Genomic DNA, 12,343 nt, shown 5'->3' with positions numbered 1-12,343 from the left:
TATTCCAAACAAAAGCTATTTCTGAATCTGTATTGTTGTGGGCGATCTCCGCAATCATAGGTCATCGGACAGGGTGAGGAGAGAGCGGATGGAATTTTATGAAAACCGGGCAAAGCAGCCCTTTTTTGTCTTTGTACTGATCTGGCGGGCGTGGAAAAAATGGCTGCTGCAACGTCAGACGCGTCGCCTGCTGCAAGGGCTTAGCGATGCCGAGCTGCGCGATATCGGACTGAACCGGAACGATATTGGTTAAATGGAAAGGGAGCCTGCAGGCTCCTTTCTCATTTTGGGAGTCATTAGACTTAATTTCGCAATCCATGCGGTATAGTTTCCTGTTTCTTGATACTTACCCTGATAAGTATTATTTTGCCCATCGCTGAAATCCGGGAGGCAGCGATGAGCGAAGACGAGAAATTTTCCCGCAGACCGATGGGGATGCGGATGGCGATGGTGATCCGCCAGTGGCGTGCGGTGATCGACCATGCTATTACCGATACCGGCCTGACTCAGTCCGGCTGGATGGTGATGATGCAGCTGCATCAGCTGGGGGATAATGTCTCCATCAGCGAACTGGCGGACGTGGTCGGCATTGAGCTGCCGCCGCTGACGCGCACCCTGAATCAGCTGGAAACTCAGGGCTATCTGTTACGCTCCGTCTCGCCTTACGACCGGCGCATCCGTCTGCTGACGCTGACGCCGCAGGGCCACGCCATGCAGCAGCGGCTGGCGCAGACCATTGCCACCCTGCAGTCCCGTATTTCGCACAATATAAGCGCTGAAAACCTGGATGTTTTCAGCACCACACTGAATCAGATCGCCTGCAATTTGCGGACACTCCGCGAAGAAGAAAACCACAATAATTAATCATGATGACTCCTGAACAAAAGTTTGCCCGCTGGGTGCGGATCAGTATGGCCTCGTTCGTGCTGATGTTTGCCTATTTTATCGTCGCCGATCTGTGGATCCCGCTGACGCCTGATGCCACCGTGATGCGCGTGGTGACGCCGGTTTCTGCCCGCATCTCCGGCTATGTAGCCGGGGTCCAGGTGCAGAATAATCGCCAGGTGAAGAAGGGCGATCTGCTCTATACCCTGGATCAAACGCCGTTTATTAACCGGGTCGATGCCGCGAAAATCGACCTGCGCCAGGCCGAACTCGACAACCAGCAGCTGGACGCGCAGATCGCCGCCGCCCGGGCTAATCTGCAGACGGCGCAGCTTACTGCCCGCAATGATAAGACCACCTTTGAGCGCTATCAGCGTTTGAGTACGATGCAGAATGTGTCGCAGCAGGACGTGGATAAAGTGCGCACGGCCTGGCAGACCAGCGAACAGTCGGTCACCTCCCTGCAGGCGACCCTGCATCAGCTGACCATCGCCCGCGGTGAGCGGGACGAAGGCGGCAACGTCACCCTGCAAAAGTACCGCAATGCGCTGGAGCAGGCGCAGCTGGATCTCAGCTGGACCGAGGTACGGGCGGAAACGGACGGCACGGTCAGTAATATGCAGCTTAGCCCCGGACTTTACGCCAGCGCGGGTTCGCCGCTGCTGGCCCTGGTCAGCGATACGCCTGATATCGTTGCCGATTTCCGCGAGAAAAGCCTGCGTCATACCCGCCCGGGCACCGACGCGTCGGTAGTCTTTGATGCCCTGCCGGGGAAAGTGTTCCACGCCAGGGTCACGGGGCAGGATGCCGGGGTGCTGGCCGGTCAGCTCGCGGTCAATGGCCAGCTGTCGCAGCCGGAGCAGTCCAACCGCTGGGTGCGCGATGCGCAGCGGATGCGTATCCACGTCACCCTGGATGAGCCGCTCGAACTGCCGCTGCCGACCGGGGCGCGGGCAACGGTACAGCTCTATAACAGCGAAGGCTTCTTTGCGCGCATGTTCTCTGGCCTGCAGATCCACCTGGTCAGCCTGCTGCACTATGTCTACTGATATGTTTACTGATTATGTCTATTAATACCCTCGCCCGCGTCTTTACGCCTCACGGCAACGTGGTGTTCACGGCCAATGACTTCCGCCAGACCCTGCGGATCGTCTTTGCCGGGATGATCGCCCTGAGCGTGTCGAGTTTCTATAACACCCAGTACGGGGTGTTCTACGTGGTGTACCCGATTATGCTGCTGTCGCTGGTGCCGGTGTTTAACCGCCACGTGGCGAAGCAGTTTGTCTCCAGCGCGGCGGTGAACTGCATCGAAATGGTGATTATCGTCGGCTACCTGGCGCACTGGCCGCTGATCATGACCCTGGTGGTGTTTGCTCTCTATGTGACGCGTTTTCGCTTTATGAGCCAGGGGCCGCTGTTTCTGTTTGGCTCGACGGGGGTTGTCTGTCAGAGCGTGATGCTCAATTTTATGAGCTATCCGACCAGCGACTGGCATACGCTGCTGTTCTCCAATATGGAAGCCAGCGTGATGGCGGTGTGCCTGAGCGCTCTGATGCACTATCTGATCCCGGACGTGGAACCCCGCGCCCGTCCGCCGCTGATTGAGAAAAACGCCGCCCGCGTGCGCCACGAATCACTGCTTTCCGGCACGGTGGCAACGCTGATTTTTGTGGTGTTTCAGGTCTGTAGCCTGAGCGATTCGCTGTCGGCGCTGATGGCGGGGATCCTGATCCTCTTCCCGATGCACTATCGCGGCGCGGTGCTCAGCTCTCTGTGGCGCGTGGTGGGCGTGGTGCTGGGCTGTCTCTATATTCTGCTGGTCCAACTGGTGGTTTACGATCACAGCAGCCATATGGTGCTGATGATGCCGCTGATTGGTCTTGGCCTGGCCTACAGCGCCCGCCTGCACGTGATGGAAAAAGTGGGTGCCGGGGTCGGGTTTTCCAGCATCACCACGATTGGGATTATGTTCGGCCAGAATATGCAGCCGGACCAGGATCTGGTGTTCAGCGATCTCTACCGTATCGTCTCGGTGACCGTGGCGCTGCTGGTCACCTTAACCCTCGTCTGGCTGGTGCATCTGATCCTCAATCGCTTTGCGGCGACGCGCTATGTGATTGAGAGCTAAGGTTAGAGCGGCAACAGGGCCGGAATAGACGAAAGCAGATACAGTATCAGACCTATCGCCCCGCCGACCAGGGTGCCGTTGATACGGATAAACTGCAGGTCTTTGCCGATATTCAGTTCAATTTGTCGGGACATATCCGCCGTATCCCAGCTTTTGACCGTATCGCTGATATGCCGCGTCAGGAAGGTGGCAAACTCCGGGGCGACCTTATGCGCCGCCTGCTCCAGATGCGCATTCAGGGAGGCGCGTAACGCCCCGTCCGCCACCAGAGTTTCACCAAACCACTGCCCGGCCTCGGCAATACGCTGCTTCAGGCGAGAGCTGTCGCTTTGCATATCTTCTTTCAGCCAGCGACGCATATCGCCCCACAATTCGCTCAGATAGCGGTTAAACGCCTCGTCATTTTTCAGGTAGCTCTTCACGTCTTCGGCTTTTTCGGCCATCTGCGGATCGCGCTTAAGATCGTCGATCAGCGAGCGAACGGCGCGATCGAAGGCCTGGCGGATCTGGTGGGCGCTGTCGTGATTAATATCGTCCAGCAGGGTATTCACCGCGTCGGTAATCGCCTCCGCGCTGTGCTCGCCGAGCCATTCAGTTGGCAGGATCATTGCCTTGCGTGGGTGCTCGGTTTCCAGCCAGTGCACCACCTGACGGGCAATAAAGGCGCGGGTATTGTCGCGCTGGAGCAGGGCAATCAGCCGGGCAATCACCGCATCCAGCAGGCGCTGGTGGCGATTATTGCGGGTCATGCTTTCCAGCATCATGGCGCTGGTTTGCGTCAGATCGACCTTATCAATGGCCTTATGCACCGCACGTTTCAGCAGCAGCTGAATGCGCGAATCATCGGTCAGTTCGAGAAAGCCGCTCATCACCTGCAGCAGATGCTGGCCGACGCGCTGAGCGTTGTCCGGTTGGCTGAACCAGTTTCCAATCAGCAGAGCCGGTTCATGACGGCGGATCAGCCCCACCAGGGACTGAGTATCGAGGAACTTCTCCTGCACGAACTGCCCAAGATTGTCGCCAATACGGTCTTTATTACGGGGAATAATCGCCGTATGTCGGGAGATAAACGGGATCGGGATGCGACGAAACAGCGCGGTGACCGCGAACCAGTCCGCCAGCGCCCCGACCATCGCCGCTTCGGCAATGGCCTTAAGCCCGCGCACCCAGAAGTTGGGCGGCAGGAACAGCGTGGCGACGAAAATCGCCGCCGCCGCCAGCAGAAGCGAGAGCGCGAGTCGTCTGGCGCGTTGAAGTTCAGCAAGTTTATCCATGACTTAAGCATATCTCCGGATGACGGGAATACAACTACGAGTCGGTCAGCGCACTCTGCTTATCGCGAAAGGCGTTGTGCAGCAGTCGCCACATATGGTGCGCCGCAGGCGTAAAACGGCGATCGGAATTACGCAGCAGATGGCACTGGGCGCTGCTGGCGATCGGATGCGCCAGCGGTACGGCCACCAGCAGACCCTCGGCAATCGCTTCCCGGGCAGCATATTTTGTCATAAAGGAGATACCCAGCCCGGCCTGGCTGAGGCTCATGGCGGTAGAGAAAAGGTTGCAGCGATAGGCCGGGTGAAACTGCAGCCCCTCGCTTTTAAACATCGCGTTCATATGGCGCTGTAGACCAAAACTCTCTGAGAGGGCGATCAGGCGATGGTCGGTCAACGCGGGGATGGTAATGGTGGTCAGAGCAGCGATGGGGTGCAGCGGCGAGACCACGGCGCAAATCGGTCCCCACTGAAAGCTGTGGCGCTTCAGTTCCGGGGTACCTATCGGGCCAAAGGCCAGCGCCATATCCGTCTCACCGCTGGCGATATCGTTAAGCATCTCCTGCATACTGCCGACGGTAATATCGACAAAGACGTTCGGCCAGGTACGGGCAAAGGCGCACATCACCTCTTCAATAAAGGTAGTGACCAGCCCGCCGCCCAGTCTGAGTGAGACGCTGCCGCCGCGCATATGGCGCAGATCCTTCAGATGGTTTTCCAGCTTTTCGCGCCGCTGTCGGCTTTCGTAGTGGTCCTGCGCCAGCAGGCGTCCCGCCTCCGTCAGCACCACGGTTCGCCCTCTGCGCTCCAGCAGCGGAAGCTGTAGCGCCCGCTCAAGCTGGGCTATCTGGCGGCTAATGACCGACGGGTTGATCCCCAGCATATCCGCGGCCCTGCGGATCCCACCCTGGAGACCAACCTCATAAAGGTAGCCTACTGGTTTGTCATGCAACATGCGTTATTCCCTTCACCGTTGACCTTAAGTCAACAATAACATCCATCAGCAGGCATTTATCATCCCGGTTGGTTATAGATAATCAAAATTGCGGATAGGTAATATCACGGAGGTCAGCCAGGTAAATAAAAATAAATGGCGCAGATCTCACTAAATAACAATTCTGACAGACGGGTTTATGTGAGGGGATAGGGTATGAGTGAATATAAAATGCTGGAAGGTTCCTCCAGTGAAGTGAATGATGAATGGAAAGTGGGACCGGGGGCCTGGATCTCATTAATCATTGTACTGCTGGTGTTTTCCGGCTTCTTTTTTAAAGTCGAAGGGATGGCATGGCTGGGGGCGTTTGATTTTACCACCCTTGGCGGCGGGTTTGGCACCATGAAAACCCCGGAGAGCAATACCTTCCTCGGCAGCGGTGGGATCAGCGCTAAAGCGGGCTTCCTCTTTGCGCTCTCGCTGGTGCCGACGGTGATGCTGGCGCTGGGGCTGCTGGAGATCTTTACCCACTATGGCGCGATCCGTGCGGCGCATAAGCTGCTGACGCCGCTGCTGCGTCCGCTGTTAGGGATCCCCGGTTATACCGGGCTGGCGCTGATTACCGATCTGCAAAGTACCGATGCAGGGGCAGCGTTAACCAAAGAGCTGTACGACAGCAAAAAAATCAACCGTAAAGATGTGGTCATTATGGGAGCCTGGCAATATTCCGGTGCCGGGCTGATTAATAATTATTTCTCCATCGGCTCGGCGATGTTTGCTTCCTTAACCATCCCAATCATTATCCCGTTGTTATTAATGTTCGTGCTGAAGTTTGTCGGTGCGGCAGTGGTGCGCTTGACGTTGAATACGGTTTATAAAAAGGATTTCGCTAATGAATAATCAAGTAAAAGCTTCAGGTAATCCGTTTGATATTTTCGTCATCGGCGCACGGAAAGGATTTAATATCGCCATCAATAATCTGATGCCGAATGTGCTGATGGCCTATGTGATCGCTGAAATGCTCAATTTGCTCGGCATTATGCAGATTATCGGTCATGTCTGTGCCCCGCTGATGGGGCTGTTTGGGCTACCCGGTGAAGCCATTACCGTCCTGCTGACGGCCTGGCTCTCCTCTTCGGCGGGTACCGGGGTGGCGGTGAGCCTGCTGACCCAGGGGACGCTGGATATTACGCAAATTACCATCCTCGCCCCGGCCATCTTCCTGATGGGGTCCCAGCTGCAGTATATGGGACGCCTGCTGGGCGTGGCCGACGTGCCGAAGAAGTACTGGCCGCTGCTGATGGCGGTCAGCATCCTCAACGCCGCGATTGCTATGCTGGTCATGCGCGTATTCGCCTAAAAAATAAAAGGAGTAAGACGTGTCGCGAACCTTAGAGCACTTTAATTACCTGCATCAAATCCCGGAGCTGGGATTCGAGGAGTTTAAAACCGCCGCCTACATCGCCGATGCGCTGGTATCGTCTGGTTTTCAGGTGACCCGTAACGTTAACGGCACCACCGGCATTGTGGCGGAGCTTAATAGCGGAGAGCCGGGACCGGTGCTGGCGCTGCGCGCCGATATGGACGCACTCGGGCATATGATCGACGGGCGGCTGGAAGCACGGCATACCTGCGGTCACGATGGTCACTCGTCGGTTGTGCTGACGGCCGCCCAGGAGGTGACTGTCGAAGGGCTGGTGAAAAAAGGGCGGCTGAAAATTCTCTTTCAGCCCGCCGAAGAACTGGGCACCGGAGCCATCGCCCTTACGGACGGCGGGGTGCTGGAGGATGTGGATATGCTGCTCGGTTTTCATCTGCGGCCCATCGAAGAGTGCCCGATGGGGAAGGCGGTACCGGCCATGTACTATTCGGCATCGGCAACCGTGGAGGTGGATTTTAACGGCAAGGCTGCCCACGCCGCACGCCCGCACCTGGGGATTAATGCGCTGGATGCCGCTGCGCTTGCGGTACAGGCGGTAAACGGGCTCCACCTTTCTCCCTCTCTGACCTGGAGCGCAAAGGCGACCCGCTTCCTGTGCGACGCAGGCGTGACCAACTCGATCCCGGCCACGGCGCGGGTCTGCTGGGATCTGCGCAGTGCGGAAAACGAGGGGATGGCCGAACTGAAAACCCGGGTGCTGCGCGCCATTGAAGGCAGCGCAGCGGCCCTGGGAGCCACCGCCGATATTCGTATTCTTAAGGAGATGCCCGCGGCGATTATCGATGACGAGGCCACGGAAGTGATCCGCGAAGCCATTGTAGAAGTGCTGGGTGAAGAGGGACTGACCGACCCGAAAAGCACGCCGGGCAGTGAGGATTTCTTCCACTATCTGCGCCTTCGCCCGCAGGTTAAGGGCGGGTTCTGGGGGCTGGGCGCAAACCTGACGCCAGGATTGCACCATCCGGATATGCATTTCGATCGCGAGGCGCTGGCGCTGGGGGTTCAGGTGTTTAAGGCCTGCGTACGTCGCGTGCTGGGATAATCGTTACCTCAGCACAAACCGCACAATCATCCACAGGGCAAAGGCAATCAGCACCGCGCCTGCGCCACGCTCGATAAGCCATACGCCGCCTGCCAGGCGGCGTTGCACCTTTTGCAGCCCGATAACCTTAACCAGCAGCAGATCCCACAGCAGGACCACGGCAACCATCCAGATCCCGGCGACGGTTTGCTGGAGCAGCGTGACGCTGGCGCCGGAGAGCGTGGTCATCAGCGCCAGATAAAACAGCGCGTTTTTCGGGTTCAGCAGGGCCGAGCCGATCCCCAGCATAAACTGTTTTTTCAGGGAGGGTGCCCCAGAGGCGGCCCCGTCCAGCACCAGCGTGCCGGGCTGGCTACCCATCAGACGATAGCCAATCCACAGCAGCCAGGCCGCGCCCAGCAGCTCGATCAGCGTAAACAGCAGCGGGGCGTGGCGCAGGGCGCTCCAGCCGGTGATCGCCAGCGCGATATAGACGGCGTTACCGGCGGCAATGCCAGTGGCAATCCCGACGCTGCCGCGCAGGCGGTAGCGGATGGCGTAGCCGGTCAGCAGAAAAAAATCGGGGCCGGGACTCAGCAGGGCAACAAAGTGGGAAAGCGCCAGCAGCACGAACGTGGCGGGAAAAAGCGTGGAGAGCAGTTCCATAACGACCTCAGCGAGTAAGACTGAGGTCATCCTGAGGTAAGTGAGCGCTTATTTATTGTCGGATATTGATCTTCCGGTCGCATACTGACGCGGCGTTGCGGCGGTGTAGTTCACAAAGGTTTTATGAAAGTGGCTCTGATCGGCAAAGCCGGTCTGATACCCGACATCCGCCAGCGTATCACCCGCCCGCAGCCGCGCCCTGGCCTGCTCGATACGTGCCATATTAAGAAAACTGCCCGGCGTCAGGCCGGTATCCTGCTTAAAGGTGCGGATCAGCGTCTCTTTGCGCAGGCAAAATTCTGCCGCCAGCGCATCCAGCGTGGGCGGTGCCGCGAGGTTTGTTAGTAAGCGCTCGCTTAATTTCTGGCTGGTGCTGCGCATCGTGCCCAGGGGTTCGGACTGTAGCGGCAGGGCCTGCAGCAGGTCGATCAGCGGCTGCGTTACCGCCTGTTCCTCGCCGCGATAAAGCTGTTCGACCAGTTGAATGACCTGATGAAACCGCTGCGGATCCCGCACGACCGGCTGCGGGCAGGAGAGCGACCCGCCCGCAGCCAGCTCAGGCAGATGCGACAGGCACCAGGCCTTGTCCAGCCACAGCATATGGTAGCTGCGCGGCCGTCCGGCAATCGGGTTGCAGCTGTGCGGCGCATCGGGGGCGATAACAATAAGATCCCCCGGCTCCAGCAGGTACTCCTGGCCGTCGCACACGCAGCGGGTCCCGCCTTCTACAATCGCGCCCAGCGACAGCTGTGGATGGGTATGGCGTTTATAGGCCTGGCGACTTTGCCAGGTCGAGCGCAGCTCCACCCACGGCAGTCGTGGTGAACGCCAGAAAGTCTGCGGTACGGTGCGGGGTGTGGGCATGGGCGTCCTCATCGGCTATGGAAATAGCATTTTTTGTCTTTCGCTATATCTGCGCATTCTGCGCAACTTCTTGCTCAACTTTCAGCACAAATCACTTTTTTGGCAATAAACGCCGTGAATCTGAATGGTTTGCGCAACTTCTTGCTCAAAAGGTCGTTTGAAAAACTAATTTATTTTTTTATTTTGTTAAAAATCAATGCCTTAAAAATTGGCACGCAAATTGCTTTCTACATCGTGAGTAGTTAAACCCACGTAAAAACAAGCAAGGAGCATATTATGCCAACCCCATGTTATATCAGTATTGAAGGTAAAACTCAGGGCAACATTACCGCCGGTGCCTTCACCTCCGACTCCGTCGGCAACATCTATGTCGAAGGTCACGAAGACGAGATGCTGGTCCAGGAATTTAAACACGTGGTCACCGTTCCGACGGACCCGCAGTCCGGCCAGCCGTCCGGCCAGCGCGTACACAAACCGTTTAAATTTACCGTCGCGCTGAACAAAGCCGTTCCGCTGATGTACAACGCCCTGGCCTCCGGCGAGATGCTGCCGACCATCACCCTGAAATGGTACCGCACCTCCGTGGAAGGTAAGCAGGAGCACTTCTTCTCTACCACCCTGACCGACGCGACCATCGTGGATATCGACTGCCAGATGCCGCACTGCCAGGACCCGCAGAAATCTGACTTCACTCAGCTGATCGAAGTTTCCGTGGCCTACCGCAAAATCGACTGGGAACACACCGTCGCCGGCACCTCCGGCTCTGACGACTGGCGTGCGCCGATCGAAGCGTAAGCCATGCTCCCGGGCTGCGGCCCGGGATTTTCTTTTACCGCGATATAAGGAGATAAACGGTGGCAAACCTTACGGGACTTCAGTTTACGGTGACGCTGGGCGACCTGCCGGCGAGCACCTTTGTCGTTGTGGATTTTGAACTACGGGAAGCGCTGAACACGCCCTTTTCCCTGTCGATTAATCTCGCCAGCCCCCAGCCGGGGATTGATTTTGGTCTGATCCTCGACCAGGCATGCGAACTGCAGGTGTGGTACGACGGCATCCTCCAGCGGCGTATCAGCGGCATCGTCAGCCGCTTTACCCAGGGCGATACCGGCTTTCGCCGCACCCGCTATCAGGCGGAAGTGCGCCCGGCCCTCTGGCGTACCAGCCTGCGCACCAACGCCCGCATCTTCCAGGCCAAAAAACCGGACGAAATTATCAGCAGCCTGCTGCAGGAAGCGGGTATCACCGATTTTGCCTTTGCCCTGCGCCATGACCATGCGGCGCGGGAATACTGCGTTCAGTACCGGGAGAGCGACCTCGACTTTATCAACCGCCTGGCGGCCGAAGAGGGCATGTACTGGTTCCATGAGTACGAGGCAGGGAAACACCGGGTGGTCTTCTCTGATGACGCCGGAGCCCTGGAAAAAGGCGAGCCGCTGTTCTTTAATCTCGCCAGCCAGGGCCTTGCCCACGGGGCCTTTGTCCGTCGCTTCCGCTACGCCGAGGCGGTCAGCACCGCAGGCGTGGAGCTGAAAGATTACAGCTTTAAAACCCCGGCCTACGGTCTTTCTCATAAAAAAATAAGTAACAGCCTGGACCATCAGCGGGAACAGTACGAACACTTCGACTATCCCGGTCGCTTTAAGCGGGATCCGAGCGGGAAAGCCTTTACCGGGTTCCGCCTTGACGCCCTGCGTAACGATGCCGCCACCGGCCAGGGTGAATCCAACTGCGCGGCGCTGCGCCCGGGCTACGGTTTCCTGCTGACTGAACATCCCAGCCTGACGCTGAATATTGCCTGGCAGGTGGTGGGCGTGGTGCATGTGGGCCGCCAGCCGCAGGCCCTGGAAGAGGAAGGTGGCAGCGAGCCGACCACCCTGAACAACAGCTTTGACGTGATCAAAGCCGCCAGCACCTGGCGACCGCAGATACCCCACAAGCCGATGGTCGACGGGCCGCAGATCGCTGTCGTTACCGGCCCGGCAGGAGAAGAGATCTACTGCGACCAGTACGGACGGATCAAAGTCCAGTTTCCGTGGGATCGCTACGGCACCAGTGATGATCAGAGCTCATGCTGGGTCCGCGTCAGCCAGGGCTGGGCGGGCGGCCAGTACGGGATGATGGCGATCCCGCGTGTCGGACACGAAGTGGTGGTGAGCTTCCTCGAAGGCGACCCGGATCAGCCGATTGTGACCGGGCGCACTTTTCATGCCACCAATCTCGCGCCTTATCCGCTACCGGCGGGTAAAACCCGCACCACCCTGCGCACCCAGACCCACAAAGGGACCGGGTTTAACGAACTGCGCTTTGAGGATGAAGCGGGTAAAGAAGAGATCTTTATCCACGGGCAGAAGGACATGAACACCGTGGTGCTTAATAACCGCAGTACCTCTGTCAATGTCGATCACACCGAAAATATCGGTCAGGACCAGACGGTGATCGTCCAGCGCAATCAGACCGTCTCCGTAGTGCAGAACCAGGTCACTGAAGTTCAGGGCGACCAGACTATCGCCGTCAGCAAAAACTTAACCACCCTTGTCGACGACAACGCTTCGCTACAGGTGAAAAACGATATCGCCATTCAATCTCAGGAGGCGGGGATCCTGGTTGCCACTGCCGGGGGATATATCGCGATAGATAACGAAGGCAACATCTCGATCACCGGCAACAGCATTGTGCTGAACGGCGTACGCATCGATTTAAACTAAGGAGAGTGTATGTACCAGATGAATGAAGGATCTCTTGCTATCCCGACGGGCTGGCGCGATGAGTCGCTGCATGTCTTTGTGATGCCGGGGGATACCGCCAACCTGGTGGTAAACCGCACGCCGGTCGAGTTCGGCCTGTCGCCGGAAACCGTCTATCAGCAAACTCTGGAGCAGTTTTCCGCCCATCTTAAAGGTTACAAAGAGCGGGCCAGCTGGGAACTGATGCTGGATCAGCAGCCCGCGCGTGGCCTTGAGTACAGCTGGCGCTCACCGGAAGGGCCTATGCACCAGGTGGTGATAATGCAGGTGCGCGGTGAGCTGCTGCTGACCTTTACGATCACCGCCGCAGGGGAACTGCGCGATGAGCAACGCGATGCGCTACTGGCGATTATCGAGACCTTTAAAGCCGCATCCTGAAAGGAGTC

14 protein-coding genes are annotated in these 12,343 nt (G+C 57.8%); 10 read left to right on the top strand and 4 right to left on the bottom strand.

The genetic code is table 11. The features are described 5' to 3' along the window. The first annotated feature begins 88 nt into the window (after positions 1-88). The 4 genes from EDF81_RS13835 (at position 89) to EDF81_RS13820 (ending at position 3,013) form a co-directional block, all read left to right on the top strand. Complete coding sequence (locus tag EDF81_RS13835; protein WP_123348694.1) at positions 89-253, top strand: DUF1127 domain-containing protein; 165 nt, start codon at positions 89-91, stop codon at positions 251-253. Positions 254-396: 143 nt separating this feature from the next. Beyond that, positions 397-864, top strand: coding sequence for a MarR family winged helix-turn-helix transcriptional regulator (locus tag EDF81_RS13830; protein ID WP_123348693.1), 468 nt, complete (start codon positions 397-399; stop codon positions 862-864). 2 nt (positions 865-866) lie between these two features. After that, positions 867-1,934 (top strand): HlyD family secretion protein, encoded by a 1,068-nt coding sequence (locus EDF81_RS13825; RefSeq protein ID WP_123348692.1) that lies wholly within the window; start codon positions 867-869, stop codon positions 1,932-1,934. A gap of 14 nt (positions 1,935-1,948) precedes the next feature. Beyond that, positions 1,949-3,013 (top strand): DUF2955 domain-containing protein, encoded by a 1,065-nt coding sequence (locus tag EDF81_RS13820; RefSeq protein ID WP_123348691.1) that lies wholly within the window; start codon positions 1,949-1,951, stop codon positions 3,011-3,013. A 2-nt stretch (positions 3,014-3,015) separates the two neighbouring features. On the opposite strand, the gene EDF81_RS13815 is transcribed toward EDF81_RS13820, so the two are convergent. Both EDF81_RS13815 and EDF81_RS13810 read right to left on the bottom strand, forming a co-directional pair. Beyond that, complete coding sequence (locus tag EDF81_RS13815) at positions 3,016-4,287, bottom strand: DUF445 domain-containing protein (protein WP_123348690.1); 1,272 nt, start codon at positions 4,285-4,287, stop codon at positions 3,016-3,018. 34 nt (positions 4,288-4,321) lie between these two features. Continuing rightward, positions 4,322-5,239: a LysR family transcriptional regulator gene (locus tag EDF81_RS13810; RefSeq protein ID WP_123348689.1), complete on the bottom strand. Its 918-nt coding sequence runs from the start codon at positions 5,237-5,239 to the stop codon at positions 4,322-4,324. Between the two features lie 195 nt (positions 5,240-5,434). Between EDF81_RS13810 and EDF81_RS13805 the strand changes: the two genes are divergently transcribed. Genes EDF81_RS13805 through EDF81_RS13795 form a run of 3 tightly spaced genes read left to right on the top strand, consistent with a single transcriptional unit; the run spans position 5,435 to position 7,701 of the window. Continuing rightward, on the top strand, positions 5,435-6,118 hold the full coding sequence (locus EDF81_RS13805; RefSeq protein WP_123348688.1) for a nucleoside recognition domain-containing protein: 684 nt from the start codon (positions 5,435-5,437) through the stop codon (positions 6,116-6,118). Further along, entirely contained in the window at positions 6,111-6,578 is a 468-nt protein-coding gene (locus EDF81_RS13800) for a YjiG family protein (protein ID WP_123348687.1), read from the top strand. The genes EDF81_RS13805 and EDF81_RS13800 overlap by 8 nt, the downstream gene beginning before the upstream one ends. 19 nt (positions 6,579-6,597) lie before the next feature. Beyond that, complete coding sequence (locus tag EDF81_RS13795) at positions 6,598-7,701, top strand: M20 peptidase aminoacylase family protein (RefSeq protein WP_123348686.1); 1,104 nt, start codon at positions 6,598-6,600, stop codon at positions 7,699-7,701. A gap of 3 nt (positions 7,702-7,704) precedes the next feature. Here EDF81_RS13795 and EDF81_RS13790 read toward each other — a convergent pair whose 3' ends face one another. Beyond that, the gene (locus tag EDF81_RS13790) at positions 7,705-8,346 is read right to left on the bottom strand and encodes a LysE family translocator (protein WP_123348685.1); all 642 of its coding nucleotides are present in this window, start codon (positions 8,344-8,346) and stop codon (positions 7,705-7,707) included. A 48-nt stretch (positions 8,347-8,394) separates the two neighbouring features. Beyond that, complete coding sequence (locus EDF81_RS13785) at positions 8,395-9,210, bottom strand: AraC family transcriptional regulator (RefSeq protein WP_123348684.1); 816 nt, start codon at positions 9,208-9,210, stop codon at positions 8,395-8,397. A gap of 276 nt (positions 9,211-9,486) precedes the next feature. Between EDF81_RS13785 and EDF81_RS13775 the strand changes: the two genes are divergently transcribed. From EDF81_RS13775 to EDF81_RS13765, 3 genes are read left to right on the top strand one after another with little or no spacing between them, the layout of a single operon-like run. Next, entirely contained in the window at positions 9,487-10,005 is a 519-nt protein-coding gene (locus tag EDF81_RS13775) for an Hcp family type VI secretion system effector (protein ID WP_123348682.1), read from the top strand. A gap of 59 nt (positions 10,006-10,064) precedes the next feature. After that, positions 10,065-11,918: a type VI secretion system tip protein VgrG gene (gene tssI, locus EDF81_RS13770; RefSeq protein WP_123348681.1), complete on the top strand. Its 1,854-nt coding sequence runs from the start codon at positions 10,065-10,067 to the stop codon at positions 11,916-11,918. A 9-nt stretch (positions 11,919-11,927) separates the two neighbouring features. Next, the gene (locus tag EDF81_RS13765) at positions 11,928-12,335 is read left to right on the top strand and encodes a DUF1795 domain-containing protein (RefSeq protein ID WP_123348680.1); all 408 of its coding nucleotides are present in this window, start codon (positions 11,928-11,930) and stop codon (positions 12,333-12,335) included. Positions 12,336-12,343 lie beyond the last annotated feature (8 nt).

The organism is Enterobacter sp. BIGb0383, assembly GCF_003751845.1.
Lineage (GTDB): Bacteria > Pseudomonadota > Gammaproteobacteria > Enterobacterales > Enterobacteriaceae > BIGb0383.
The sequence above is the reverse complement of the archived record's forward strand: the minus strand, read 5'-3'. Positions and strand labels throughout refer to the sequence as shown.

What these genes read in the sequence shown, in the direction of transcription:
- EDF81_RS13785 (WP_123348684.1), bottom strand. Translation starts at nt 9,210, where the DNA reads ATGCCCACACCCCGCACCGTACCGCAGACTTTCTGGCGTTCACCACGA.
- EDF81_RS13805 (WP_123348688.1), top strand. Translation starts at nt 5,435, where the DNA reads ATGAGTGAATATAAAATGCTGGAAGGTTCCTCCAGTGAAGTGAATGAT.
- EDF81_RS13765 (WP_123348680.1), top strand. Translation starts at nt 11,928, where the DNA reads ATGTACCAGATGAATGAAGGATCTCTTGCTATCCCGACGGGCTGGCGC.
- EDF81_RS13820 (WP_123348691.1), top strand. Translation starts at nt 1,949, where the DNA reads ATGTCTATTAATACCCTCGCCCGCGTCTTTACGCCTCACGGCAACGTG.
- EDF81_RS13790 (WP_123348685.1), bottom strand. Translation starts at nt 8,346, where the DNA reads ATGGAACTGCTCTCCACGCTTTTTCCCGCCACGTTCGTGCTGCTGGCG.
- EDF81_RS13830 (WP_123348693.1), top strand. Translation starts at nt 397, where the DNA reads ATGAGCGAAGACGAGAAATTTTCCCGCAGACCGATGGGGATGCGGATG.
- EDF81_RS13835 (WP_123348694.1), top strand. Translation starts at nt 89, where the DNA reads ATGGAATTTTATGAAAACCGGGCAAAGCAGCCCTTTTTTGTCTTTGTA.
- EDF81_RS13815 (WP_123348690.1), bottom strand. Translation starts at nt 4,287, where the DNA reads ATGGATAAACTTGCTGAACTTCAACGCGCCAGACGACTCGCGCTCTCG.
- EDF81_RS13775 (WP_123348682.1), top strand. Translation starts at nt 9,487, where the DNA reads ATGCCAACCCCATGTTATATCAGTATTGAAGGTAAAACTCAGGGCAAC.
- EDF81_RS13800 (WP_123348687.1), top strand. Translation starts at nt 6,111, where the DNA reads ATGAATAATCAAGTAAAAGCTTCAGGTAATCCGTTTGATATTTTCGTC.
- EDF81_RS13810 (WP_123348689.1), bottom strand. Translation starts at nt 5,239, where the DNA reads ATGTTGCATGACAAACCAGTAGGCTACCTTTATGAGGTTGGTCTCCAG.
- EDF81_RS13825 (WP_123348692.1), top strand. Translation starts at nt 867, where the DNA reads ATGATGACTCCTGAACAAAAGTTTGCCCGCTGGGTGCGGATCAGTATG.